The following is a 26,327-nucleotide window of genomic DNA, read 5'->3' on the forward strand; positions in this document are numbered from 1 at the left end:
ATATTGGCGGATGTATTCTCTTTTGATAGCTTCGCATCATGGGTCGCGATTCAGGGCTTATTCATAAATTGAACTTATTAGTTATATGTATTGGAGCATGTGACGCAAACAGGTTTATTTTCGGGTCATGCACAAGGCTAACTAGTGTTTGTGAATGGCACAACATGTCGCTATATGAAAACAGGAGCGGGGTAATGATGGAGAATTTCAAAACGAAAAAAATCTTTGCCGCCAGTATGATAGCTACATTGATTATAGCGTCATGGGCAAATGTATGGGCGGCAGACGTTCCGCCTGGGGTTCAACTGGCTGAAAAACAGGTATTGGTTCGTAATAATGGCGCTGAAGTGGTGTCATTGGATCCGCACAAGATTGAAGGCGTTCCTGAGAGCAATGTGTCACACGATTTACTGGAAGGGCTGGTGATATCCGATGTCAACGGTCAGGCGATCCCCGGCGTAGCGGAAAACTGGGATAACTACGAGTTCAAGGTGTGGACCTTTCATTTACGCAAAGATGCCCGCTGGTCAAACGGTGACCCTGTCACCGCACAGGATTTTGTCTATAGCTGGCAGCGCCTGGCCGATCCGAAAACCGCCTCTCCCTATGCCAGCTACCTGCAATATGGCCATTTACTGAATATTGATGACATTATCGCCGGTAAAAAATCACCGGACGCCCTGGGTGTGAAAGCCATTAATGATCATACTCTGGAAGTCACGCTCTCCGTGGCGGTTCCCTATTTTTACAAACTTCCTGTTTATCCCGCCATGTCGCCGGTGAACAAAACGGTGGTGGAGAAGTTTGGTGAAAAATGGACGCAGCCGCAGAATTGGGTGGGAAATGGCGCCTACAAGCTGAAAGAGTGGGTAGTAAATGAAAAACTCGTACTGGAGCGCAACCCCCAATATTGGGATAACGAGAAAACCATCATCAATCAGGTGACCTATTTACCTATTGTATCGGAAGTAACCGATGTTAACCGCTATCGTAGCGGTGAAATCGATATGACCTATAACTACCTGCCCATAGAACTGTTCCAGAAGTTAAAAAAAGAGATCCCGCAGGAAGTGAAGGTAACCCCTTATTTGTGCACCTACTATTTCGAAATGAATAATCAAAAGGCGCCGTTCAATGATGTGCGGGTAAGGGCCGCGCTGCGGTTGGGGCTGAGTCAGGATATTTTAACCAATAAGGTGAAAAATCAAGGTGACATTCCGGCCTATGGTTTTGTTCCTCCCTATATTGATGGAATAACTTCGGTGCAGCCAGAGTGGTTTAGCTGGCCACAGGAAAAGCGTAATCAGGAAGCAAAGAGATTACTGGCCGAGGCGGGCTATACCGCCGATAAACTGTTGACCTTCAGTTTGTTATATAACACCTCCGATTTGCACAAAAAAATGGCGATTGCCGCTGCTTCTGTCTGGCAGAAAAATATTGGCGTGAACGTCAAGCTGGAAAATCAGGAGTGGAAAACTTTTCTCGATACCCGCCATCAGGGGAGTTTTGATGTTGCTCGCGCCGGATGGTGTGCCGACTACAATGAACCCTCCACTTTTTTCAACAGTATGTTGTCGGACAGCAGCAGCAACACCTCACATTATAAGAGTCAAGATTTCGATGCGCTGATAGCCAGGTCATTGCAGGTAAAAACGGTAGCAGAACGTGCCGCTATTTATCAACAGGCTGAAGTTTTACTGGATAAGGACGCGGTTATCGCTCCAGTCTACTATTATGCCAATACCCGTCTGGTGAAGCCTTACGTCGGTGGGTTAACCGGTAAAGATCCGATGGATAACATCCATGTGAAAGATCTTTATATCATCAAACACTGACAATATGGCGGGTTGCATGATAAAGGCAGTCCGTTTTTATTTGCCGGTTTTATAGGTACGGGGAATGTTAAAATTTATTTTTCGCCGCTGTCTGGAAGCGATTCCAACGCTATTTATTCTGATTACCCTCTCATTTTTTATGATGCGCCTTGCGCCCGGTAGCCCTTTTACCGGCGAGCGTAATCTTCCACCTGAAGTCATGGCCAATATTGAGGCCAAATATCATCTTAACGATCCAATGATGGTGCAATATGGCAACTATTTGTTGCAGTTGATTCAGGGGGATTTCGGGCCTTCATTTAAATATAAAGACTATTCGGTAAACGATCTGGTCGAGGCGTCGTTTCCGGTTTCCGCTAAATTGGGTGCGGCCGCATTTTTGCTGGCGGTAGTTTTCGGTGTGAGTGCGGGCGTGATTGCTGCGCTGAATCAAAACAGTAAATGGGATTACGCCATAATGGGTTTTGCTATGACCGGCGTGGTGATCCCAAGCTTTGTGGTGGCGCCGCTACTGGTGCTGATATTTGCGATTATGCTGCGCTGGCTACCGGGCGGCGGCTGGAATGGCGGAGAAGCCAGATATATGATTTTGCCGATGGTGGCGTTATCGCTCTCTTATGTCGCCAGTATTGCGCGTATCACCCGAGGATCGATGATTGAGGTGCTTCATTCCAATTTTATTCGTACCGCTCGCGCCAAGGGATTACCTCTGCGCCGCATCATTATGCGCCATGCATTAAAGCCAGCGTTGTTGCCGGTGCTTTCATATATGGGACCGGCTTTTGTCGGTATTATTACCGGTTCAATGGTCATCGAAACTATTTTTGGTTTACCGGGTATTGGTCAGCTTTTTGTTAATGGGGCGCTGAATCGCGATTATTCGTTAGTGCTTAGTCTGACTATTTTGGTTGGTGGGTTAACGATTTTATTCAATGCGATAATTGACGTGTTATACGCCGTTATCGATCCGAAAATTCGCTACTGAATCGGGGGCGCTATGTTTTGGAATCGAAGAGATATTGAGGCGTTGGATAATTTCAGCGGACAGGTGGAAATAGAAGGCCGCAGTTTGTGGCAAGATGCCCGCCAGCGGTTTATCCACAATCGTGCCGCCTTGACCAGCCTGTTTGTGCTGGGGCTGATTACTTTATTTGTGATCGTGGCGCCGCTGTTATCGCCATTTAATTATGCGGATACGGATTGGGGCATGATGTCATCTGCGCCGGATATGGCATCCGGGCACTATTTCGGTACGGATTCATCAGGGCGCGATCTACTGGTGCGGGTTGCCATTGGCGGGCGAATTTCGCTGATGGTGGGCGTGGCGGCCGCGTTGGTCGCGGTGAGCGTCGGCACCTTATATGGTGCGCTGTCTGGCTATCTTGGCGGCAAAGTTGATTCGGTGATGATGCGTTTGCTGGAGATCCTCAATTCATTCCCGTTCATGTTTTTCGTTATTTTACTGGTGACATTTTTCGGGCAGAACATGCTGTTGATCTTTGTGGCGATTGGCATGGTGTCCTGGCTGGATATGGCACGTATCGTCCGTGGGCAGACGCTAAGTCTGAAACGTAAGGAGTTCATTGAAGCGGCGATAGTTTCCGGCGTGTCGACAGGCGGCATTGTATTACGCTACATCGTACCGAATGTCCTGGGGGTAGTCGTGGTATACGCCTCATTATTGGTGCCAAGTATGATCCTGTTTGAATCATTCCTGAGTTTTCTGGGGTTAGGCACCCAGGAGCCGTTAAGTAGCTGGGGCGCGTTATTGAGTGATGGCGCAAACTCGATGGAAGTTTCTTCCTGGTTGCTGTTTTATCCCGCAGCGTTTCTGGTGGTGACACTATTTTGTTTTAATTTTATCGGCGATGGCCTGCGTGATGCCCTCGATCCGAAAGATCGCTGAGGAGTCGGTTCATGAACAGGATTGATGCAACCGACGAGAACGACGTTCTCCTGCGCGTTCAGGATTTACGGGTGACATTTCGTACTCAGGATGGCGAGGTAACCGCAGTAAACAATCTCAGTTTTACCCTGAATGCCGGGGAAACACTGGGAATTGTCGGTGAGTCCGGTTCTGGAAAATCCCAGACGGCGTTTGCATTGATGGGGTTGTTAGCCCGGAATGGTCATATCAGCGGTTCTACACGTTTTGATGGCAAAGAGATCCTTAATTTGCCCGAGCGTCAGTTGAATAAGTTACGTGCTGAAGAAATTGCCATGATATTTCAGGACCCGATGACATCGCTGAATCCCTATATGCGGATCGGCGAACAACTGATGGAAGTCCTGATGTTGCATAAGCGACTCAGCAAACGTGAAGCCTTTGATGAATCGGTCAGAATGCTTGATGCCGTTAAAATGCCGGAAGCGAGAAAACGCATGAAAATGTACCCTCATGAGTTTTCAGGTGGAATGCGCCAGCGTGTCATGATTGCTATGGCGCTGCTGTGCCGCCCTAAACTGTTGATTGCCGATGAACCCACCACCGCGCTTGATGTAACGGTGCAAGCCCAGATCATAACGTTATTGAATGAACTGAAACGCGAATTTAATACCGCCATAATTATGATTACCCACAATTTGGGGGTTGTGGCCGATATGTGCGACAAGGTGCTGGTGATGTATGCGGGGCGTACGATGGAGTATGGTTCGGTGCGCGATGTGTTTTATCATCCCAGTCACCCTTATTCTGTTGGGTTGCTCCATGCCGTTCCCCGCCTGGATACTGAGGATGCAACGCTGGCAACCATTCCTGGGAACCCGCCGAATCTGCTCCGCCTGCCGACAGGCTGCCCGTTTCAGCCACGTTGTCCTTATGCGATGGATGTGTGCCATAAAACACCTGCTCTGGAGTCTTTTGATAACGGTCGCTTACGCGCCTGCTTTAGAACGATCGAGGAGTTGTTATGAATAAGGGGGCAGAAAAAGTAGTGTTGCTGGAAGTGGTTGATTTAAAAGTTCACTTTGATGTGAGGGATGATAAACAATGGTTCTGGCAGCCAGCTAAAACGCTGAAAGCGGTTGATGGCGTTACGCTCCGTTTGTATGAAGGGGAAACGCTGGGCATTGTTGGCGAATCTGGCTGCGGCAAATCTACGCTGGCGCGTGCCATTATAGGCTTGGTAAAAGTCACTGACGGGCATATTACCTGGCTGGGGAAAGATTTACTGGGAATGAGTGATACGCAGTGGCGCACGATACGCAGTGATATTCAAATGATTTTCCAGGATCCGCTTGCGTCGCTTAATCCTCGAATGACTATCGGTGAAATCATCGCGGAACCGTTAAAAACCTATTATCCCAAGCTATCGCGCCAACGAGTGAAAGAGCAAGTCAAAGAAATGATGCTGAAAGTCGGGTTGCTGCCTAGTCTGATTAATCGATATCCCCATGAATTTTCAGGAGGGCAGTGTCAAAGAATCGGCATTGCACGGGCGTTGATATTGGAACCACGACTGATTATCTGCGACGAGCCGGTTTCTGCGCTGGATGTTTCCATTCAGGCTCAGGTCGTAAACCTGCTGCGGCAACTGCAGCGTGAAATGCGGCTGTCACTGATTTTTATTGCGCATGATTTATCGGTGGTGAAACACATTTCCGATCGGGTACTTGTTATGTATCTGGGGCATGTGGTGGAGTTGGGAACTTATGATCAGGTCTATCATAACCCGCAACACCCGTATACCCAGGCATTGATGGCGGCAGTACCCATTGCGGATCCTGATAAACAGAGAAATAAGCAGATACCGTTGCTGAAAGGGGAGTTGCCTTCGCCGTTTAATCCGCCATCGGGATGTGTGTTCTGCACCCGCTGTCCCATTGCCGGGCCTGAGTGTTCAGAAAACCGACCGCTGCTGGAGGGGAGTCTCACACATGCGGTGTCCTGTCTGAAGGTTGATCCGCAGTCGTTGCCGCATCATCACGGTAAAGATAAAGAAGCCCCTTTTTAACGGGGCGCATTTAAGGCGGTTTACTGCCGGAGGCTTACTCTTTCCACAGAATGTGGCAAAGCTTATGGTCTTTTTCCCGGCAGATTAACACGCGGGCAAAAATATCGGTGATATCTGCGCCATCCTGCTCTGCGAGTCCAATTATCACTTCAGCAAAAAAATCAGGGTTAAGGTCAAAATCAATATGCTCTGACCAGTCTTCGGCAGGATCGAATAACTCGGCGCCACCGCGCTCTTCAAATTGTAGATTAAACAGTAAGATATCCGCCGGGTCGAGGTTATCAGCAGCCAGCTCCAGAAAGATATCATAGGCCTGTTCCAGCGCTTCATCTTCGGTCAGACGGTTATTTAAATCCATACAAGATGTCCTGTTAATACATGATGGCGCTATTAAAACACGGGAAAAGCCGTATTTATAGCAGTGGACTGAAAAAGTAAAACAGTCGTTCGACGATCCGCTGCCAATAAGGCCGGTTTTGCCATTGCGTTGCATTCAGCAACGTTGAACGAGCGATATAATCTTCCTGCACACAGGCGAGATCGCTGCCGAAACCCGCATCGTCAATCACCACGGTAATTTCAAAGTTCAGCCATAAACTGCGCATATCGAGATTGACCGTACCCACCAGACTCAATTGCCCATCGACCAGGACGCTTTTGGTATGCAGCAATCCGCCTTGAAACTGATAGATTTTGACACCGGCTTCCAGCAATTCTGCAAAAAATGCCCGACTTGCCCAACCAACCAGTACGGAATCATTTTTATAAGGAACAATAATACTGACATCCACACCGCGCTGTGCCGCGGTACAAATGGCGTGCAGCAGGTCATCACTGGGGACGAAATAGGGGGTGGTCATGATTAACTGCTTGCGTGCGGAGTATACGGAGGTCAATAGCGCCTGGTGGATCATCTCTTCCGGATAGCCCGGCCCGGAAGCAATTACCTGAATGGTGTGCCCGGTTTCCTGTTCAAACGGCATCATATTGACATCAGGCGGGGGCGGTAATAGTCGCTTCCCGGTTTCCATTTCCCAGTCGCAGCAATAGATAATTCCCAACGTCGTCGCAACCGGGCCTTCAATACGGGCCATCAAATCAATCCACTGGCCAACGCCTGATCCCTGTTTAAAAAAACGAGGGTCAACCATGTTCATACTACCGGTATAGGCAATGCGGTTATCGATAAGAATAATTTTACGATGCTGACGTAAATCCATCCTGCGCAGAAATGCCCGGAATAAATTCACTTTCAACGCCTCGACGACTTCAATACCGGCTGTGCGCATCAGTTCCGGGTAAGCGTTGCGGAAAAACTGAACGCTGCCTGCCGAGTCGAGCAATACCCGGCAATTAACGCCACGACGGGCAGCGGCAATCAGTGAAGAGGTGACTTGATCAACAAGTCCACCGTTTTGCCAGATATAAAACACCATCTCAATATTGTTATGGGCAAGTTCAATGTCACGGATCAGCGCTTTAATGGTGTCTTCAAAGGTCGTCAGCAATTGCAACTGGTTGCCTTTTACGCCGCCTATGCCCTGACGGCGTTCGCACAATTGAAATAATGAACCGGCAACCTCGCTGTTTTCTGTTGCGAAAATCCGCCGGTATTCCTTCAGTTCACGCAACCATTTCGCCGTCGACGGCCACATTTTACTGGCTCGTTCCGCTCGGCGTTTGCCAAGATGTAATTCACCGAACGAGAGATAAGCGACAATACCGACAAGTGGCAGAATATAAATAACCAGTAACCAGGCCATTGCTGAGGGTACAGTGCGACGTTTCATCAGAATACGTAGAGTGACACCGGCGATCAGCAACCAGTAACTGAAAACAAGCAGCCAACTTATTACGGTATAAAATGTGGTCATAAAGGCGGTACAGCTCCCTTTGGTAAGTCATCGATAAAGTGTACGCATAGTTTGCTGAAAGAGGAAACGCCTTTGTTCTGAATAAAATAGGGCTATTGATGTTTTATGCCGGTAAGGGAGATTTAAACATTATTTGGATCGCGGTGTGAAGGGGCTATAATATACGCCGCGAGTTATCGATAAGAGTTATGTCATGAAACGCAGCCGGAATGAAGTTAGCCGCTGGCGAATGTTGCGTCAGGTTCAGCGTCGTAGAAGTCGTTGGCTGGAGGCTCAATCGCGCACTTACCGTCATATTCACTACGCCCGTTATTTGCAACAAAAGCATCAACGGCGTGCGCTGTTATATGCGATAGCTTACGAGTGGTGATCTGCTGAAAAAATTAGCGGTCGCATTGACACGATCGCTAATTTTTCAGGTAAACGCCGCTTCTTTTCAGGATAATGCCGGTATCAGTGTGGTGTCGGGAGTCGTGGGTAATTCATGGGCATTGGACGGCAGCAGAAATAGCGATACGGCAGTACTGAGTTGTTCTGTTTGTTCCAGCAGAGATGAAAACGTCTGGGCCGTGGCATCAACTTGGCCCGCATTCTGTCTGACGGTATCATTCAGCGTACTGATACGGCTGGTGACTTCATGGATACTCTGGTTCTGCTGATGCGATATTTCCGATATTTCACTTAAAAAAGTGCTGGTGCCTTTCGCCGCCTGAATAATTTCCTGCAGGCTTTCATTCAATTCTTTGACTAACTGCGTACCTGTCTCAACACTGTTGTCCGAGTCACGGATTAAGGCATTAATATTTTGCGCCGAATGACTGCTCTGCGAAGCCAGCGTACCGACTTCACGGGCAACCACAGAAAACCCCCGGCCCATTTCCCCCGCGTGAGCGGCCTCAATAGCCGCATTCAATGACAGAATATGTGTCTGAAATGCCACATTTTCGATCATACTGATGGCATCCGTCATTTCCCGTGTTCTGCCTGCAATATCCGACATGGCGGTTTTTACTTCATTCATCATTACCTCACCCTGAGCGGCGATATTGCTGGTATCTTCTGCGTGCAGACTGGCCTGCCGAGTATGCTGGGTGTTGTGTTCCAGATGTTGGCTTAACTGAATGATATGTTCGGTTGTGGCTTTCAGTTCGTGGGATTGCCTGTTTGCCTGTTCCGACAGTAGCCGGTTATCGGCGGCCACTTTATCAACTTGGTTAATCATGTTTTCAACGCTCTGACGAACCTGATAAACCAAAACAACCAAACCACGTTGCATTTGAATGACGCTGTTATTCAGCAGGTCTATTTCACGCGTGCTGCGTTTCCCTGTTTCGATGGTGTGGGAGAGATCACCTGCCGCAATGCGCCGCAAATGATCGATAATGCGTGTCAGCGGGTGGATAATAACCTTGTTAACGCCAAACCAAACCAGCACCGATACGCCCAGTAATAACCCCAAAACAACAAGCAAAACAGTATGTGCGCGATCAAGAGACAACAGAAATTGCTGACCGTGCTGTTTTTGCTGGATATCGTTGTCCTGAAGGTAGTGCGAATATTTCTGGGTAAAGTCGTTTTGATAAGCCTGAATAGGAACCGCAAAGAAGATGTCGATTTCATTGGTGGCTTTGATGCCCTGCGCGAGTTCGACTAGTCCCGTATACAATTGGTGATAGCTATTTTTCAATTCAACAAAAGCCGATGCGGTGGAGCTGGTATCCAGCGATTTATAATGGGCTTCAGCATACTTCAATGACGCCTCAGCTTCATCCATCAAGCTATGCCAACTGCCGACTGAACCCGTTTCTTTATCAACCAACAGGTAAATTCCCGCCCGGTTAAGTTTATCACTGGCGTTCATAACCTCCATTCTGGCTTTATCCATTAATGCCTGCTGTTGGCGCAGGTTCTCATTAGCGGAAATATCCAGCCTTACCTGAGTCATGGTTTGGGAAATAATACCTACTGAAACCAGTTGCAATAGAGAAAATAGCCCGATAACGAGCAGTAAACCAGAAAGAATGCTAAACCGGTGCCGACGGTAAGCGGTGAGTATCTTCAAACGTGGCATAGCGAACGCGAACATATGATTTGACTCTCTACACATGAAGAGAAGCCAATTTATCATGGTTAAATGACTAAAATATTTCAGGTTTTATCGAGCGGGAAGGGACGGTCATAGCCGATATCTCCGCTATGACCAGTGTCATGATCAAAATCAGAAAACTTTTTTGAAGGGTTTTACCGTCACCTGTTGGTAAACGTTGGCGGCAATGTAGGGATCTTCATCAGCCCAGGATTTCGCGTCTTGCAGAGAGGGAAATTCGGCAATGATGATTGAACCGGTAAAACCGGCTTTGCCGGGATCTTCGCTATCAACGGCTGGCAATGGGCCAGCTGTTATGAGTTGTCCCTGATCGTGTAATTGTTTCAGGCGGGCAAGGTGAGCAGGTCTTGCGGCCAGTCGTTTCTCCAGCGAATCGGCGGCATCTTCAGCATAAATAACATATAACATAGGCGGGCCTCACAGGTTGGGACGTAAAAAAGCAGCAGCGACTTATCATACGTGATGAAACGGCTGGGGCAATAGGCTGATTTACCAGACAATTAGCCTCTGCGCTGGTTTTTTTTAACAATCACATGGGTTGTTATTGAATATGATTGCTATTTGCATTTAAACTTGGCGGCATAAGAGGATGAAGAAATACTATGCCGCCAAAAAAGTTTCTCCTGACCCGCCGTTATTCATGGCCATTTATACTTTCAGTTGGGGTTCACGGTTCACTGATCGCTGGTTTGCTGTACGCGTCGTTCAATAACGCGATCGAACTGCCTCAGGAAGCTAAACCAATCAGTGTCGTTATGGTTAATCCGGCTGTATTGGAAGCGGCCCCTGCGGCAAAGCCTGCCCCCGCTGAACCGGAACCGGTAAAACAACCAGAGCCTGTTACTGAACCTGAGCCAATCCCGGAACCTGAGCCGATTCCAGAGCCGGTTCCCGTCCCGCTTCCTGAACCGAAGCCACAGCCTAAACCCAAGCCCAAACCGGTGAAGAAAGTGGAAAAGCCGAAGCCGGTCAAGCGCGAGAAGGCTGTTGAGAAACAACCGCCAGCCCCCTTTACCAGTGAAGAACCTACGCGCACTGTGACGAATGCGCCAGTTAGTCAGGCGCCGGCACCGGTAGCCAATACCCAGTCGACAGGGCCAAGACCGCTTAGTCGGGTTCAGCCGCAGTATCCGGCACGAGCATTTTCATTGCGGGTTGAAGGCCGGGTGAAAATGCAGTTTGATGTCGATAGTTCCGGGCGAGTAGACAATGTTCGGGTGATTTCGGCAGAACCTCGCAATATGTTTGAGCGTGATATCAAGCAGGCCATGCGGAAATGGCGCTATGAAGCCAATAAGCCTGGCAAAGATTTAGTGGTGACTATCGTATTTAGGATTGATGGCGGGGCGGCGATGGAGTAATCCCGCCAGCATTTTATACACAAAAAAAGCCGCTGACTGCGGCTTTTTTGTATTCCTGACCACCGTATCAACACGCGAATCAGGCATCGTCAGGGTTAAAGTTACTCTTGCCCAGGGGGAGCTCACGTGGACGGCTGTCTTCATCAACGGCAACATAAGTGAACAGGGCCTCGGTCGCACGATAGCGTTGCCCGATCGGCTCGGATGACACTTTTTTTACCCATACTTCGACATTCACATTAATGGAACTACGGCCTGTACGCACACAACGTGCGTAGCAGCAAACAACATCGCCGACGGCAACCGGTTTTAAAAAAGACATCCCGTCAACCCGGACGGTCACGACACGGCCTTCCGCAATCTCTTTTGCCAAAATAGCGCCGCCCATATCCATCTGCGACATCAGCCAGCCGCCAAAAATATCCCCATTTGCATTGGTATCCGCAGGCATTGCCAGTGTACGAAGCACCAGGTCGCCATGTGGTAAAACGTCTTGTTTGCTCATTGTGGTATCAATCAATTAGGTTGAATTATAACGTCATGCTGTTTTTATAACGTGGGCATTATCAGTGCTCGCCGCCATTTTCTTCTGACTTTTCCTGATCGCCGGGCAGATGCCGGTAAATATAAACGCCACAGAACAACGTAAACAGCAGGGTAAATCCCGTCAAACCAAAGACTTTGAAGTTAACCCAAACATTTTGCGGCATCCAGAAAGCAATATAAATGTTTAATAATCCACATACCAGAAAGAACATAGCCCAGGAGAAGTTAAGTTTTCCCCATACTGCTTGCGGTAAGGTTAGCTCTTTACCTAGCATTCTCTGGATCAGTGTTTTTTTCATCACGAACTGGCTAAACAGTAGCGCCACGGCAAATAGGGTATAGATGATGGTGACTTTCCATTTAATAAACTGGTCGTTATGGAATACCAGCGTCAAGGTGCCGAAAATGGCTACCATGGCAAAAGTCACCAACGTCATCTTCTCGATTCTGCGGTAAATCACCCAGGTGACGATTAGCGCAAGCGCGGTCGCCGCAATCAGTGCGCCTGATGCCACATAGATGTCATAAAGCTTATAAAAAACAAAAAAAACAACAAGCGGAAGAAAATCAAGAAGTTGCTTCATTATGTCAATCCGTCACTCAATAAATTGTTGGCGATAACCCAAATGGCTATCTGATAACTGGCCGTATTATCCTTTATTGTGGCGCACGGTTCCCTTGATATCGTAATAATTTGCAGAAAATTACGATTACGCCTTATCAGGATAAAATAAAGAAGAAAGCGTGCCGCAGGATAGGCGGCACACCGTTAAATCATGCGCGAAGCAGCATATATAGGCGGAACAGATAGATCAGCAGGATAGCGGATAGCAGGTTGCTCAGGGCATTTAACACCACGGCAATTACGGTAGGTGAAAATACCGGGATTTTTGTCACCAACAGCAGAATGGCAATTTTAGCCAGTAACCACAGGATCACCGCCGGTGCTGTCACGCGCAAGTTGGCGTAAGCCAGTCTTGCACTGGTATTAATGGAACTGAATACGCCACGCTTTTCGGTGACGGCAATAACCGGCGACAGGCTCAATGCGATAGCTAACAGCACACCTGGAATGACCAGGAACAACATACCGAGTTGTACTAACAGCGTGCAGAATAAAATCAGTAAAAAAAGGCGGGGTAAGACCGGCGCTGAGGCTCCGATTGCCCGTAAAGCGCTGGTGCGATTTCCGGCGGATACCATCTGAATCAGCATAAGTATACCGCCTGTAAGAATAGCGTTGCCGATCAGCGCCGCAAATGTTCCTGCCGCAGACATTTTAAGCAACACGGTTTGCTGTTCAGGCGTCATCTGCTGGATCAAGTCCATCATACCCAGTTCAACAGATGAGGACAGATCGCCGCCTGCGTTGTTAAGCGTCTGTAATTCCTCATTGCCGGGCGACAAGGCTTGATTCAGGATGACAGTAATGAATGCAGTCAGCAGAGCCATCATTAAAATAGTGATGAACTGGTTACGCGTAAAATTCATTGTGTCACGGTACAAAGTGTTAGCCGTGATAGGCATGAAAACTCCTTGAAGAAAGATGAGCAATGATACTTAGCCTTTAATTGTAACCTGTTACGCCAGACTGTGGCACCCCGTGCGTGCTGAGATACGCGCATTTCTCATGATTCAGCAGCCCGCATTTCAGGCGCGATTGTTAGCGGTGGCAATCCATAGTGTGCCCTGGCACGGTTACAGGCGTCATTTACCTGACCGTTTTCTCCGGATTGCATAAATTCACGGCAAGGGGAAGGGCGGTTAACATGAATCGAACAACGGACATTTACGCCGATACTGCCTTCTAAGGCGCAGCAACGGGGATTTTTGCCGTTTGATCCTTGCATACAACGTAAAAAAGGCGAAAGGGGTTCCGTGAGCAAGGCAGGAACTACGCCGCCGCCATCATCAGCCTCAGCCCAATAAAAAGATACCCTGAAATAAGCGCAGCAAGCGCCGCAGTGCATACAGGTGTTATCACTCATTTGTTATCTACCGCCCTTAACCGGTGTTGAATCACCATCGCCAGAGTGAAAATTTATCGCTGAAATCGCCGCTTTGGCAGTGCATTTTCGCTGTAGGGCACTTTATGTGCATTTGTTTGTTTTTGATGTAGATCAATTCTTGTCTTTTTAATGATTTATGTTCATTTGATGAGGTGCATAATTCGCAAAAAGTATTCGAAAGATGTGATCTGGCTTAAAACAAGAATGATTGCATCGGGGTATATTTTTTCCGGAATTTAAACCATATAAAGGGAGTGGATAATGAAAAAGGCGTCTTTCGTACTACTGGCAGCCACACTTATGCCAGCATTCGCTCAGGCTCATCAGGCGGGCGATATCATTGTTCGTGGCGGAACGGCAACCGTTCGCCCGGTGGAAGGTTCAGATAATGTTCTGGGCAGTCTGGGGTCGTTCAAGGTTGATAACAATACCCAACTTGGGCTGACGTTCAGTTATTTGGTTACTGATAACATTGGCGTGGAATTATTGGCTGCCACTCCGTTTACTCATCGGGTGGGGCTTAACGGGGTGGGTAATATTGCAGAGGTAAGCCATTTGCCGCCGTCGTTGGTTGCGCAGTACTACTTTGGCGACAAAGCGGATAAGCTTCGTCCTTATCTCGGTGTGGGGGTGAACTACACCATGTTTTATGATGAAAAATTCAATCAAAGAGGGAAAGAGGCGGGATTGAGCGACCTGAGCCTGAAAAACTCCTGGGGATTGGCGGCGCAAGCGGGGCTGGATTACAACCTGGATGAAAACTGGCTGATTAACGCCTCAGTGTGGTGGATGGATATTGATACCGATGTGAAGTTTACCGCAGGCGGGGAGCAGCATAGCGTCAGCACCCGTTTAGATCCGTGGGTCTTTATGTTTGGCGTCGGATATCGTTTCTGATTTCAGTAAAAATGGCGGGCTACAGGCCCGCCATCATACAAGGGCGGTGCTTATGTTCGTGTTGCCGCCTTCATTTCGCTAACAAAGGCGTGTAGCTGAGACAGCATTTCATCGGGGTGGTGCTGGTTTTTTTCAATAATCCGCACAATTGCCGAGCCGGAAATAGCGCCTGACGCCCCCGCCGTTAATGATTCCCGCACCTGAGAGGGTTCTGAAATACCGAATCCCTGAAGCGGTGGCGCTGCATGGTATTCATGCAACTTGGCAATCAAATGATGAAGCGGCAACTGAGCCCGTTTTTCTGCACCGGTTACGCCCGCACGTGACAATAAATAGGTATAGCCACGGCCATAGGATGCAATCTCACGCAGCAGGTCTTCATCGGCATTGGGCGGGCAGATAAAAATTGGTGCGATGCCGTGACGTTGTGCTGCTGCACGGAAAGGCGCAGACTCTTCAACCGGCACATCGGCAACCAGCACGGAGTCAACGCCAGCCTGAGCACAGCGTTGATAAAATTCATCAATACCGTTACTGAAAACCAGATTGGCATACATCAGTAAGCCGATAGGAATGTCAGGGTATTTCTGCCGGATAGCGGCAAGCATTTCAAAGCAGTGCCCAGGGGTGACGCCTGCGGCAAAAGCCCTTAGCGTGGCATCCTGGATCGTTGGCCCATCGGCGAGCGGGTCTGAAAAGGGGATACCCAGTTCCAGTGCATCAGCCCCTGCGGCAATCAGGGTATCAATGATTTTCAGCGATTGCTCAGGCGACGGATCGCCCAACGTGACAAAGGGGACGAATGCGCCTTCTTTATTGTCAGCCAGACGTTTGAACAGATGTTGATAGCGCTCCATTAAATTTCTCCCCGATCTTTCAGGATATCGTGAACCGTAAATATGTCTTTATCGCCGCGGCCAGACAGGTTGACCACCAGAATTTGCTCTTTCTCCGGCTCTTGCTTAATCATTTTCAGGGCATAAGCAAGCGCGTGAGAGGACTCCAGCGCAGGGATAATGCCTTCATGACGGGAGAGTTGTTTGAAAGCCTCCAGTGCTTCGTCATCGGTAATGGACACATAGTCAGCTCGGCCAATGCTATTCAGATAAGCGTGCTGCGGCCCAACGGACGGAAAGTCCAATCCGGCGGAAATTGAATAGGATTCTTCGATTTGCCCGTCAGTGGTTTGCATCATCGGCGATTTCATACCGAAGTAGATGCCCACGCGGCCATGCTTGAGCGGTGCGCCGTGCTGTCCGGTTTCAATCCCCAGTCCTGCGGGTTCAACGCCAATCAGTCGGACGCTATTTTCATCAATAAAGTCAGCAAACATACCGATGGCGTTGGAGCCACCGCCCACGCACGCCAGCAGCGCATCGGGCAGACGGCCTTCTCTTTCCAGCATCTGGACTTTTATTTCTTCCCCAATCATCCGCTGGAACTCACGTACGATAGTGGGGAAGGGGTGTGGGCCTGCCGCCGTACCCAGCAGATAATGCGCTTTCTCATAGCTGCCGGACCAGTCGCGCAGCGCTTCATTACAGGCATCTTTGAGCGTGGCGGAACCACTGTGGACCGGGATGACTTCGGCGCCCATCAGCCGCATACGAAAAACATTGGGTGACTGACGCTCAACGTCCTTAGCTCCCATATAGATGCGGCATTTCAATCCCAGCAGCGCACAAGCCAGCGCGGTGGCGACCCCGTGTTGCCCGGCGCCTGTCTCGGCGATGATTTCGCTTTTCCCCATCCGCCTGGCCAGCAACGCTTGTCCCAGAACCTGATTGGTTTTGTGCGCACCGCCGTGCAGCAAGTCTTCACGCTTCAGATACAGTTTGGTACGGGTGCCTTTGGTCAGATTTTGACATAAGGTCAGTGCGGTCGGGCGCCCGGCATAGTTCTTCAGTAAATCAGTAAATTCGGCCTGAAACTCGGGATCCTGCCGGGCATGAACAAAGGCTTCTTCCAGTTGTCGCAGGGCCGGGATGAGGATCTGCGGAACATACTGCCCGCCGAATTCACCAAAGTATGGGTTGAGTAACGTCATAATATTCCTGTCTTATCGATGTAATGTTGAGTCGCGCAGTTAGGGTTCATACTGCCCGTAATGCCTTAAAAACAGCGGCGATTTTAGTCGAATCTTTTATCCCAGGCTGACTTTCCACCCCGGAGTTGAAATCCAGTCCGGCGCACCCCAGTTGGGCGGCCTGCGCGCAGTTGTCCGCATTCAAACCACCGGCCAACAGCACGTTGTCCAGGTTCTGATCGTTAAGCACTGACCAATCAAACGGTTGACCACTGCCACCCTGTGCATTGTCCAGCACATAGCGATCGACCTCTTGCAAGTTTCTCTCAGGGAGTTCGCTTGCGACGCTTAAGGCTTTCCAGATTTGACAGGCGGCGGGTAACTGCTGGCGCAGTAGAGAAATAGTCTGTTGATCTTCGTTGCCGTGAAGCTGGACTGCCGCCAGATTCAACTGCTCAACAAGGCTGACAATACGCTCAACCGGCGTATTACGGAACACGCCAACATAACGTAACGGAGCGCCGTTGATAACCGTAATGGCCTGTTCTACGTTGATAAAGCGGGGTGATGAATCAACAAAAATCAAACCACCGTAGATAGCGCCAGCCTGATAGGCTGCCTGAGCATCTTCCCCACGGGTAAGGCCACAGACTTTGTTTTCCCCCAGAATAACGCGGCGAACGGCCAGCGCCAGGTCAGGCTCGGACATCAATGAACTGCCGATCAAAAAACCGTTGGCAAACTGGCTAAGTTCACTAATTTGCGCATGGCGGTGAATCCCCGACTCGCTGATAACGGTAACACCGGCTGGCAGACGGGGGGCCAGTGTTCGGGTGCGGTTTAGATCGATGGAGAGATCGCGCAGATCGCGGTTGTTAATACCCACCACCCGTGCTTCCAACTGAATCGCACGCTGGCGTTCTTCTTCGTTGCTGACCTCGGTTAATATCCCCAGCTTCAGGCTATGGGCGATATCGGCCAACTGCCGGTACTGTTGGTCGCTCAACACGGATAACATCAGCAGGATGGCATCAGCCTGATAATAGCGGGCCAGATAGACCTGATATTCCGAAATAATAAAGTCTTTACATAGCACAGGTTGATGAACCGCCGCGCTAACCTGCGGAAGAAAAGCGAAATCTCCCTGAAAATATTTTTCATCGGTCAGCACGGAAATGGCTGAGGCGTAGTCTTTATAGACCTGTGCAATTTTCACCGGATCGAAATCATCACGAATCAATCCCTTTGAGGGGGACGCTTTTTTGCACTCCAGAATAAATGCTGGTTTATTCTGTTGCAGGGCTTGATAAAAATCCCGCTGGCTGGGGACGACATCGTGCCGGAAAGTCGATAGCGGCTGCTTTTGCTGGCGTGCTTCCACCCATAGGGCTTTATCGCGCACAATTTTATTCAGAATGGTTTCCTGCATGAGTGCTTTATCCTCTTGCGGCCAGTGCGGTGAGTCGCTGGTAGGCCTGTCCGCTATGAATCACTGCCAACGCCTGTTGCGCATTTTGGCGTAAATCTTCCTGCCCGAACAGTTTTAGCAACAGGGCAACATTGGCGGCAACGGCCGCATCATGTGCTGGCTCGCCTTTACCTTGTAGCAGCGCAGCCAGAATGTCACGGTTTTCTTCAGGCGTTCCGCCCTGTAATGCTGATAGCGGGAAGCTGTCCAATCCGAAATCTTTGTGCGTCAGTTGGTAGGTTTCAATATCGCCGTTGTTCAGCTCCGCAACCTGAGTCGGCGCATGGATGGCGACTTCATCCATACCGCCACCGTGCACCACTGCGGCTCGCTGATATCCCAGAACCCGTAAGGTTTCGGCGATAGGGCGAACCAGTTCAGGGTGATAGACGCCAATCAGCGCCAGCGGAGGACGGGCCGGGTTAACCAGCGGCCCCAACACGTTAAACAGAGTACGGGTTTTCAATTGCTGGCGCACTGGTGCTGCATGACGAAAGCCGGGGTGATAGTTCGGGGCGAACAAAAAGCACACGCCCAGGTCGTCCAGCGCCTGCCGGGATTGTTCGGCGGGCATATCAAGCCGGATACCAAACGCAGCCAGCAGATCGGACGAGCCTGAGCGACTCGAAACGCTACGGTTGCCATGTTTGGCGATCTTCAGTCCGCAACTGGCCGCCACGAACGCGCTGGCGGTGGAAATGTTGATACTGTTGATGCCGTCGCCGCCAGTGCCGACGATATCGGCAAACGGATAGTCGGGACGGGGAAACGGTTGGGCATCCGCCAGCAAAGCGGTTGCTGCGCCAGCAATCTCATCCGGGTGCTCACCGCGAATTTTCATACTGATCAACGCTGCCGCCAATTGGCTGTTTTCAAGTTCGCCGCGAACAATCGCCCCAAACAGCGCCTGGCTTTCCTGTCGACTGAGTGTTTCAGCCTGATATAATTTTTCAAGAATGTTTTGCATGATCATGTCCTTTATTAAGCCAACGCCCAGTTCAGCGTCTGTTCGAGCAGTCGTGCGCCGTGGGTGGTTAAAATGGATTCAGGATGAAACTGAAAGCCACATACGCGATCGGCATCGTGGCGGACGGCCATCACCATGTCATTAACATGGGCGTTAACGGTCAGCGCCGCTGGAATATTGCTACCGACCAACGAGTGATAGCGTGCGACCGGCAATGGATTGGGTAATCCTGCAAACATCGCAAAGCCGTCATGATCGATAATGGATGCTTTGCCATGCAGAATTTCGCCTGCCTGACCAACATGGCCGCCATAGGCTTCCACAATCGCCTGATGTCCCAGGCAGATGCCGATAATCGGTAATTGACCGCGCATGCGTTGTAGCAACTCTGGCATACAACCGGCGGCGGCAGGGGTTCCCGGGCCGGGCGACAGCATCAGTACCGGCCTTTCCATTTTCTTTAAATGCTCAATAATGGTGCCGCCAGGCAGATGGTTGCGGTAAATGACCACCTGATGTCCACTGGCGCGCAGTTGATCCACCAGGTTGTAAGTAAATGAGTCGATATTATCGAGCAGTAAGATATCCGCCATCAGAATAACTCCTTTGCGTGGTGCGCACTGGCAATGGCCCGCAGAACGGCCCTGGCTTTATTAAGTGTTTCATCGGCTTCCGACTGTGGGTTGGAGTCCAGAACGATCCCCGCGCCCGCCTGAACCGTGGCGATACCCTCTTCAACATAGGCAGAGCGAATGACGATGCAGGTATCCAGATCGCCATGCGCGGTGAAATACCCCACGGCACCGCCATAGCTGCCGCGCCGGGTTTTTTCACTGTCGGCTATCAATTGCATGGCCCGGACTTTCGGCGCGCCGCTCAACGTCCCCATGTTCATACAGGCACGATAAGCGTGCAGTACGTCTAAATCTTCACGCAGGGTGCCTACCACGCGTGATACCAGATGCATGACGAAAGAGTAACGGTCAACCTGAGTTAAATCGGCTACATAACGGCTGCCGGGTTTACAAATGCGCGCCAGATCGTTACGTGCCAGATCGACCAGCATCAGGTGCTCGGCCATCTCTTTATGGTCGGTACGCATTTCAAGTTCAATACGGCTATCGAGATCGCGATCCAGCGAGCCGTCGGCATGGCGTCCGCGAGGTCGGGTGCCAGCTATTGGATAAATTTCAATCTGGCGGCTGTCGGCGTCATATTTCAGTGAACTTTCCGGTGACGCGCCAAACAGCGTGAAATCCTGATCCTGCATAAAAAACATATACGGGCTGGGATTATTGTCTTTCAGGGTTTGATAGGCAGCCAGCGGCGAGGGGCAAGGCAACGAAAAACGGCGTGATGGCACAACCTGAAAGATTTCACCGATGCGGATAGCCTGCTGCATCTGGCTGACCACTTCACCAAATGCTTCATCACTCTGGTTGCAGCTTAACGTCATGCTGTCAATGGACTGATGGGGCAGTGGCGGCGCGGGTTGTTCCAGTTGCTGCCCCAACTGGGTCAGCCGTTGTTGCAGACGTTGCCGTTCCGAGCTGTCCGGTGTAAACAGGCTGGCCTGGAGAGCCGTGACCTGCTGTTGATGATCGAGTATCAGCAGCGTTTCAGCCAGATAGAAGCAGAAATCCGGACAGCGTTGATGCTGGCTTAATGCGGGCAATGCTTCAAAACCGGCGACCAGATCATAAGCGAACAGGCCGCCAAAAAACATGGCTTCGCGTTCATCCGCAGGGCAGGCAACCAGTGTCAGGATGCTGCGAAGCGCATCAAATACGGATAACGAGCGTAAACGGGAGTCTTCATCCTGCATGTTATCGGCTGGAGGAAACGTCAGTTCCCGGACATTGGGGCGGGGTTCAATAATCACCCCGGATGGCAGCGCATCATCCAGCAACGGCAGCAAACCGGCGCCGTTGGCCGTCAGCGCCTGAACAGAAACTTGCTGACCGAGCGCGGTAATACGCAGTGCGCTGTCGACAATTAACAGGCTTTTCAGATTTTGTTTACTGTCAATTTCAGCCGACTCCAGCAGCAACGTGGCGGGTCTGGCGCCGCAAAGCTGGTGAAATATAGCGCTGGGATCGTTTCGATAGATGGCCTCGGTACGCAGAAGCTCCAGTTTTGGTCGTATTGTTTGCATCATTGTTACCTGTTTTGTGTTTGCCCATAAAAAACACATTAGTGTTTTTCAACGTCACACAGTGACGGCCCGAAGAGGGCGGACAGGAATTGTTCGCCATAAAAAAGCCCGCTGGGTAAGCGGGCCTGGGAATATCTGCATGTAATGATAATAGCTATGCGTGATTACTCCACCCGCGAAAGGGAAGAGCGCCACCAACCAAGTTTCATCATATTTTGCGTTGCCATTATCATTACCTTGTTATCTTGGTCTAAATCCGTGTACTAGTAAACTAGTTCAGTGAGCGAAAGTCAACAACAGGAATAACATTATTTTATTGGTCGGCGGAAAATGTTTGTCAGGTGTGCGTTAGCTTTGGTGGCATGGAACTTCATTATTACTATTCCTGCTGTGTTAATGGCATCATAGTCAATTCGAAACGTGAACTCAGCCAGTGATAGGAAATAGTTGTGCCACAAAAATCGCAACCGCTATCGTCTTTTCCGCTTTACGATTTGCATAGTCATACCACCGCTTCCGATGGAGTATTAACACCTGTTGATCTGGTGAACCGTGCGGTGGCGATGCGGGTCGGCGTGCTGTCGATCACCGATCACGATACTACCGGCGGGCTGGCCGACGCACAACGGGCGATTGATGACCAGGCGTTACCGCTGCGGCTGATCTCCGGCGTGGAGATTTCCACCCTGTGGGAAAACCATGAAATCCACATTGTAGGTCTGGGTATGGATGTCAGTCATCCGGCTTTGTGTGATCTGTTACAGCGTCAGGCGCAGTCACGGCAGGAGAGGGCCGAGCACATTGCGCTGCGTCTGGCGAAAGCACGCATTCCCGATGCGTTGGCCGGCGCGAGCGCGTTGGCAGTGGGTGGACAGATTACCCGAGGACATTTCGCTCGTTATCTGGTGTCGCAGGGCGTCGCGCCGAATATCCCTCAGGTGTTCAAGAAATATCTGGCAAAAGGGAAAACCGGATACGTTCCGCCACAGTGGTGTACAATAGAGCAAGCGATTGATGCTATTCATCAATCTGGCGGTGTGTCGGTATTGGCGCATCCTGGGCGGTATGATTTAACCGCCAAATGGCTGAAACGTTTGTTGACCGCCTTTGCGGATAACGGCGGCAACGCTATGGAGGTGGCGCAATGCCAACAGGCGCCGGATGAGCGTACCCGGCTTGCCTGCTATGCCCGTGAGTTTTGTTTGCTGGGGTCGCAGGGGTCGGATTTCCACCAGCCTTGTGCCTGGATTGAACTGGGTCGCAAGCTATGGTTGCCTGCCGGGGTGGAGCCAGTGTGGCAACATACCGTGTTGGCGGAATAGCGAATTGGGTATGACGATGACGCACGCCATATACTCCTGTCGCAAACGAAAATAACGATGTTGATTGAAAGAACCATGTTGCCGGTTAAGCGGGAGATGCTGTGAGTTCTTTCGTATTGCAGAAGCATGAGGTAGTGTCATGAGTCAGTTTTTTTATATTCACCCACAGAATCCGCAGCCAAGATTAATCAATCAATCAGTGGACTTTCTGCATAAAGGCGGGGTAATTGTTTATCCCACCGATTCCGGTTACGCGCTGGGATGTATGTTGGGCGACAAGAGTGCCATGGAGCGTATCTGTCGTATCCGCGATCTGGACAACAACCATAATTTTACCCTGATGTGCCGCGATCTGTCTGAACTGTCGACCTACGCCTACGTCGATAACGCGGCGTTTCGGTTGATCAAAAACAACACGCCGGGTAACTACACGTTCATCCTTAAGGCAACGAAAGAAGTGCCGCGCCGTTTGATGAACGAAAAGCGTAAAACGATTGGTTTACGCGTCCCCTCCAACCCCATCGCGCTATCTTTATTGGCCGCATTAGATGAACCATTGATGTCGACCACGCTGATGCTGCCGGGCAATGACTTTGCCGAGTCCGATCCGGAAGAGATTCAGGAAACGCTGGGGAAACATGTCGATCTGGTGATTCATGGCGGTTTTCTTGGACAACAGCCGACCACCGTTATCGATTTGACCGAATCAGCTCCCCGAATTGCCCGCGAAGGAACAGGGGATATTACACCGTTTCTGTAGTACGTTAGACGCCGCTAATCTCCCCCGGTTTTCGCTCAGAGGTTTTAGCATCATTCGGCTTAGGATTCGTGTATTATGTCTGACCCCAAAGCAGCTGGCGTGGCGGTTAACTTGACATGCCATATCTAAAAAGATTTTACAAATCATTTGGTTAGTGTTGAATGCGGCCTAGCTTATTGATGAAACAATTATAGACGACGCCTGGGAAGGCGGCACGCAGAGGTTGCTCGATGAGCGAAAAATTACAGAAAGTATTGGCGCGAGCAGGTCATGGTTCGCGCCGTGAAATAGAAGGTATGATTCAAGCAGGCCGAATCAGCGTTGACGGTAAAATCGCTACGCTGGGTGACCGGGTCGAAGTGACTAAAGCCACTAAAATCCGCCTTGACGGCCACGTGGTTTCCATCAAGGAAACGGAAGAAACCGTTTGCCGCGTTCTCATCTATTATAAGCCGGAAGGCGAGTTGTGTACGCGCAGCGATCCCGATGGACGCCCGACGGTTTTTGACCGCTTACCCAAGATACAGGGTTCGCGCTGGGTAGCGGTGGGGCGCCTGGACGTGAATACGTCAGGGTTGCTGCTGTTCACCACTGACGGAGAGCTGGCGAACCGCCTGATGCACCCCAGCCACGAAATTGAGCGTGAATATGCCGTGCGGGTATTTGGTGAAATCAATGACGAGAAGATCAAACAGTTGAGCAGAGGCGTGCAACTGGAAGATGGCCCTGCGTCGTTCCGCACTATTCGTTATCAAGGTGGTGAAGGGCTTAACCAATGGTATAACGTCACGCTGACCGAAGGCCGTAACCGTGAGGTGCGTCGTTTGTGGGAAGCGGTCGGCGTTCAGGTCAGCCGCCTGATCCGCGTTCGTTACGGTGACATTCAGTTGCCAAAAGGTCTGCCGCGCGGTGGCTGGTCGGAAATGGCGCTGGAGAGTCTCAACTATCTGCGCGAACGGGTGCAGTTGCCGCCGGAAACCGTCACCAAGCTGCCCGTTGAACGTGAGCGCCGCCGGGTGAAAGCCAACCAGATCCGCCGTGCGGTAAAACGCCACAGCCAGGTCGCGCCAGCGCGGCGAACCTCACCCAAGCCGAAACGTAACGGCTAATTTTAAAGCATGACCGGCAGCGCAGACTGCCGTCGTGTTATCCTGCATAGTCTTGCCACCAGCTTCAAAAGTATGTTTTAGCGGGCGCATTTTGTTTCCGCGAAGCTAATACGCCTGCACGCTAAATCTATTCTCCCGCTGATAAATTTGATTAAAATCACATTAAATGTCGCTTTTTTTGAATAAATTCATTAATAATGTTTAACTATTCATTGCGGTGACTTCTGTACGCAATGTCAGGCCGTTACGTGGTAAGAGCCACACTTGTCGGGAAGGCAGGACGTTTTAACGCGTAGACAGGGTCTTTTCTCGATACAGTAGCAACGACAAAGCAGCATGAAAACGGATGTTTCAGTAATAAACGAGATTATTGTATGGGTAGAAGGAATTCAGCGAAAGTAACAATGAAAGATGTCGCGGATAAAGCCGGAGTCGGTATGATGACGGTCTCCAGAGTGATTAGGGCGCCTCATCAGGTATCAGAAAAATTGAGGACGTTAGTTCGCAATACTATCGCTGAGTTAGGATATATACCTAATAAGAATGCACACTTATTAGCTTCTTCCATATCAAATCAAACCGTAATAGTCTTACCCAAAAGTGAAGATGTTATTTATCAGGATCTATTGGAAAAACTAATTGAATCCCTTCAGGATAAATGGATGCCTTATCATATTGTATACATTACCCCGAAAAGTCCGGAAGCTGAAAAGATCAATCTTATACATTTGATAGGCCCAAGAAATATATTTTTCGTCAAAATAAGTCCAACTGATGATTTTCTGGATTTAATTTCTGATGAAAAAATTGACGTATATAAAATAATCTCTCCTGATGATTTTTATGCTGTACGGATTTTTATTTAAACTATAACACCCTGAATAATTCGAGTTGCAGGACAAAACGTTGTTATTTTTAACAACGCAGAACGTTGGCCCTTTACGGGCGAGGCGCATTCATGAGCCTCGTAACGCGGCAAAAGAAGGACAAATTCGTCAGGAACGAATTTGACCAGCCAACACACATGCGGCTTGAAGTATGACGGGTAGAGGTGTTAATGATGATATCGGATATCAGGTTGCCGGACTCTCTTGGATGTACAGTCGCCAGTACCGCAGTAATATTGAGTCTCGTTAAGAGTGAATTATTCAAAACCATCAATGTGTTTACGAAATTTCCGTCACTCATCTGCAATTTTAAAAATATTGAAATTGTGGATGCCAGTATAACTGAGGCGGATTCCTATCATGTGGATTTGCGTACATACACGGCAAGAAGACCACATAATAGCCAGCCATATCGGCCGAGTTATGTCCATATGATTGAGATGGCGATGGATCAACTAAAACATGATTTATCAATTGTTAAACCCAATATCATTCTTACTGAAGATGATGAATTTTTTGCCAGGAATGAGATATCCAGATTTAAGAAACCATTAATTTGGCTACAAACAAAATCAACGACAGAAAACAGAAACTGGAGTGATAAATGTTGGCATGAGCTATATTCCATATTTTCCGATCATTTTGATTTTTTAGATTTATCCAATTCAAAATATTCGCTCAGGCAATCACTTGCGATAACGAAATTTAGTTTTGCTGGAATATGTCCGGATAGTTTTTTGGTTCATGGTTCAGCCGCAGTGGGCGCTAAGAATGTGATAGTATTACTCGGTAGCTCCAGAAAAGAGTGTGTCACGTACCCTGGACAAGTCGTGCTGTATAATAAATCGAAATGTGTTGCTCAACCTTGTGGTATGCATGGGTACTATAGAGGAAGCAATAGAGCGCATGATGCTTTATTTCGCAGCAAGAACTGCATCCACTCAACTCATTTGTGTATGGATACATTATCGGTGGCAGAAGTTTCCCGTCATATAAATTCGTTGACGTGACTGCGCTCTGCCAAGCGAAATGGGGTTGCGTCAGAGTTCAA

25 protein-coding genes, 1 pseudogene and 1 other annotated feature are annotated in these 26,327 nt (G+C 49.6%); of the genes and pseudogenes, 13 read left to right on the plus strand and 13 right to left on the minus strand.

Annotation, left to right across the window (positions count from 1 at the left end; genetic code table 11):
• The first annotated feature begins 197 nt into the window (after positions 1-197).
• From oppA to oppF, 5 genes are all read left to right on the plus strand, one after another.
• On the plus strand, positions 198-1,835 hold the full coding sequence (gene oppA, locus BIY29_RS04635; protein ID WP_121574044.1) for an oligopeptide ABC transporter substrate-binding protein OppA: 1,638 nt from the start codon (positions 198-200) through the stop codon (positions 1,833-1,835).
• Between the two features lie 64 nt (positions 1,836-1,899).
• Entirely contained in the window at positions 1,900-2,820 is a 921-nt protein-coding gene (gene oppB / locus BIY29_RS04640; RefSeq protein WP_121573980.1) for an oligopeptide ABC transporter permease OppB, read from the plus strand.
• Positions 2,821-2,832: 12 nt separating this feature from the next.
• Positions 2,833-3,741 (plus strand): oligopeptide ABC transporter permease OppC, encoded by a 909-nt coding sequence (gene oppC / locus BIY29_RS04645; protein WP_121573981.1) that lies wholly within the window; start codon positions 2,833-2,835, stop codon positions 3,739-3,741.
• Between the two features lie 11 nt (positions 3,742-3,752).
• On the plus strand, positions 3,753-4,748 hold the full coding sequence (oppD, locus tag BIY29_RS04650; protein ID WP_121573982.1) for an ABC transporter ATP-binding protein: 996 nt from the start codon (positions 3,753-3,755) through the stop codon (positions 4,746-4,748).
• Positions 4,745-5,788: a murein tripeptide/oligopeptide ABC transporter ATP binding protein OppF gene (gene oppF / locus BIY29_RS04655; protein ID WP_121573983.1), complete on the plus strand. Its 1,044-nt coding sequence runs from the start codon at positions 4,745-4,747 to the stop codon at positions 5,786-5,788. The genes oppD and oppF overlap by 4 nt, the downstream gene beginning before the upstream one ends.
• Positions 5,789-5,822: 34 nt before the next feature.
• On the opposite strand, the gene BIY29_RS04660 is transcribed toward oppF, so the two are convergent.
• Positions 5,823-6,146, minus strand: a complete 324-nt coding sequence (locus BIY29_RS04660; RefSeq protein WP_121573984.1) for an HI1450 family dsDNA-mimic protein — start codon at positions 6,144-6,146, stop codon at positions 5,823-5,825.
• Positions 6,147-6,201: 55 nt separating this feature from the next.
• A complete protein-coding gene (gene cls / locus BIY29_RS04665; RefSeq protein ID WP_121573985.1) occupies positions 6,202-7,662 on the minus strand; it encodes a cardiolipin synthase in 1,461 nt (486 codons plus the stop codon).
• A 193-nt stretch (positions 7,663-7,855) separates the two neighbouring features.
• Here cls and BIY29_RS20015 point away from each other — a divergent pair, with 193 nt between their 5' ends.
• Complete coding sequence (locus BIY29_RS20015; protein ID WP_147437137.1) at positions 7,856-8,032, plus strand: YciY family protein; 177 nt, start codon at positions 7,856-7,858, stop codon at positions 8,030-8,032.
• Between the two features lie 66 nt (positions 8,033-8,098).
• On the opposite strand, the gene BIY29_RS04670 is transcribed toward BIY29_RS20015, so the two are convergent.
• Both BIY29_RS04670 and BIY29_RS04675 read right to left on the minus strand, forming a co-directional pair.
• Positions 8,099-9,748 (minus strand): methyl-accepting chemotaxis protein, encoded by a 1,650-nt coding sequence (locus tag BIY29_RS04670; RefSeq protein WP_121573986.1) that lies wholly within the window; start codon positions 9,746-9,748, stop codon positions 8,099-8,101.
• Positions 9,749-9,880: 132 nt separating this feature from the next.
• Entirely contained in the window at positions 9,881-10,177 is a 297-nt protein-coding gene (locus BIY29_RS04675) for a YciI family protein (protein ID WP_121573987.1), read from the minus strand.
• 194 nt (positions 10,178-10,371) lie between these two features.
• On the opposite strand from BIY29_RS04675, the gene tonB reads away from it, so the two are divergent.
• Positions 10,372-11,130 carry a TonB system transport protein TonB gene (gene tonB, locus BIY29_RS04680; protein ID WP_121573988.1) on the plus strand — a complete coding sequence of 253 codons (759 nt, stop codon included), beginning with the start codon at positions 10,372-10,374 and terminating at the stop codon, positions 11,128-11,130.
• A gap of 79 nt (positions 11,131-11,209) precedes the next feature.
• Here tonB and yciA read toward each other — a convergent pair whose 3' ends face one another.
• The 4 genes from yciA to BIY29_RS04700 form a co-directional block, all read right to left on the minus strand.
• Positions 11,210-11,635, minus strand: a complete 426-nt coding sequence (gene yciA, locus BIY29_RS04685) for an acyl-CoA thioester hydrolase YciA (protein ID WP_121573989.1) — start codon at positions 11,633-11,635, stop codon at positions 11,210-11,212.
• Between the two features lie 61 nt (positions 11,636-11,696).
• Entirely contained in the window at positions 11,697-12,260 is a 564-nt protein-coding gene (locus BIY29_RS04690) for a septation protein A (protein ID WP_121573990.1), read from the minus strand.
• Positions 12,261-12,450: 190 nt separating this feature from the next.
• A complete protein-coding gene (locus tag BIY29_RS04695; RefSeq protein WP_121573991.1) occupies positions 12,451-13,203 on the minus strand; it encodes a YciC family protein in 753 nt (250 codons plus the stop codon).
• A 101-nt stretch (positions 13,204-13,304) separates the two neighbouring features.
• Complete coding sequence (locus BIY29_RS04700) at positions 13,305-13,664, minus strand: YkgJ family cysteine cluster protein (protein WP_121573992.1); 360 nt, start codon at positions 13,662-13,664, stop codon at positions 13,305-13,307.
• Between the two features lie 282 nt (positions 13,665-13,946).
• Here BIY29_RS04700 and ompW point away from each other — a divergent pair, with 282 nt between their 5' ends.
• The gene (ompW, locus tag BIY29_RS04705) at positions 13,947-14,582 is read left to right on the plus strand and encodes an outer membrane protein OmpW (protein ID WP_121573993.1); all 636 of its coding nucleotides are present in this window, start codon (positions 13,947-13,949) and stop codon (positions 14,580-14,582) included.
• A gap of 50 nt (positions 14,583-14,632) precedes the next feature.
• On the opposite strand, the gene trpA is transcribed toward ompW, so the two are convergent.
• The 5 genes and pseudogenes from trpA to BIY29_RS04735 all read right to left on the minus strand — a co-directional run bounded on the left by trpA (position 14,633) and on the right by BIY29_RS04735 (position 21,198).
• Positions 14,633-15,439 carry a tryptophan synthase subunit alpha gene (gene trpA, locus BIY29_RS04710; RefSeq protein ID WP_121573994.1) on the minus strand — a complete coding sequence of 269 codons (807 nt, stop codon included), beginning with the start codon at positions 15,437-15,439 and terminating at the stop codon, positions 14,633-14,635.
• On the minus strand, positions 15,439-16,629 hold the full coding sequence (trpB, locus tag BIY29_RS04715; protein WP_121573995.1) for a tryptophan synthase subunit beta: 1,191 nt from the start codon (positions 16,627-16,629) through the stop codon (positions 15,439-15,441). The genes trpA and trpB overlap by 1 nt, the downstream gene beginning before the upstream one ends.
• 46 nt (positions 16,630-16,675) lie before the next feature.
• Complete coding sequence (gene trpCF, locus BIY29_RS04720) at positions 16,676-18,037, minus strand: bifunctional indole-3-glycerol-phosphate synthase TrpC/phosphoribosylanthranilate isomerase TrpF (RefSeq protein WP_121573996.1); 1,362 nt, start codon at positions 18,035-18,037, stop codon at positions 16,676-16,678.
• Between the two features lie 7 nt (positions 18,038-18,044).
• Positions 18,045-19,636: pseudogene (gene trpD / locus BIY29_RS20510) on the minus strand (bifunctional anthranilate synthase glutamate amidotransferase component TrpG/anthranilate phosphoribosyltransferase TrpD).
• Complete coding sequence (locus BIY29_RS04735) at positions 19,636-21,198, minus strand: anthranilate synthase component 1 (protein ID WP_121573999.1); 1,563 nt, start codon at positions 21,196-21,198, stop codon at positions 19,636-19,638. Before BIY29_RS04735 ends, trpD begins: the two are co-directional and overlap by 1 nt.
• A 98-nt stretch (positions 21,199-21,296) precedes the next feature.
• Positions 21,297-21,401: a sequence feature (Trp leader region), on the minus strand.
• 246 nt (positions 21,402-21,647) lie between these two features.
• Between BIY29_RS04735 and rnm the strand changes: the two genes are divergently transcribed.
• The 5 genes from rnm to BIY29_RS04760 all read left to right on the plus strand — a co-directional run bounded on the left by rnm (position 21,648) and on the right by BIY29_RS04760 (position 26,286).
• Positions 21,648-22,520, plus strand: coding sequence for an RNase RNM (gene rnm / locus BIY29_RS04740; protein ID WP_121574000.1), 873 nt, complete (start codon positions 21,648-21,650; stop codon positions 22,518-22,520).
• A 139-nt stretch (positions 22,521-22,659) separates the two neighbouring features.
• On the plus strand, positions 22,660-23,280 hold the full coding sequence (locus BIY29_RS04745) for an L-threonylcarbamoyladenylate synthase (protein WP_121574001.1): 621 nt from the start codon (positions 22,660-22,662) through the stop codon (positions 23,278-23,280).
• A gap of 230 nt (positions 23,281-23,510) precedes the next feature.
• Entirely contained in the window at positions 23,511-24,389 is an 879-nt protein-coding gene (rluB, locus tag BIY29_RS04750) for a 23S rRNA pseudouridine(2605) synthase RluB (RefSeq protein ID WP_121574002.1), read from the plus strand.
• Between the two features lie 404 nt (positions 24,390-24,793).
• Positions 24,794-25,255 carry a LacI family DNA-binding transcriptional regulator gene (locus tag BIY29_RS04755; RefSeq protein WP_170158884.1) on the plus strand — a complete coding sequence of 154 codons (462 nt, stop codon included), beginning with the start codon at positions 24,794-24,796 and terminating at the stop codon, positions 25,253-25,255.
• Positions 25,256-25,446: 191 nt separating this feature from the next.
• Positions 25,447-26,286: a glycosyltransferase family 9 protein gene (locus tag BIY29_RS04760; RefSeq protein ID WP_147437138.1), complete on the plus strand. Its 840-nt coding sequence runs from the start codon at positions 25,447-25,449 to the stop codon at positions 26,284-26,286.
• Positions 26,287-26,327 lie beyond the last annotated feature (41 nt).

Source organism: Brenneria alni (assembly GCF_003666245.1).
In the GTDB taxonomy this organism is placed as follows: Bacteria; Pseudomonadota; Gammaproteobacteria; order Enterobacterales; family Enterobacteriaceae; genus Brenneria; species Brenneria alni.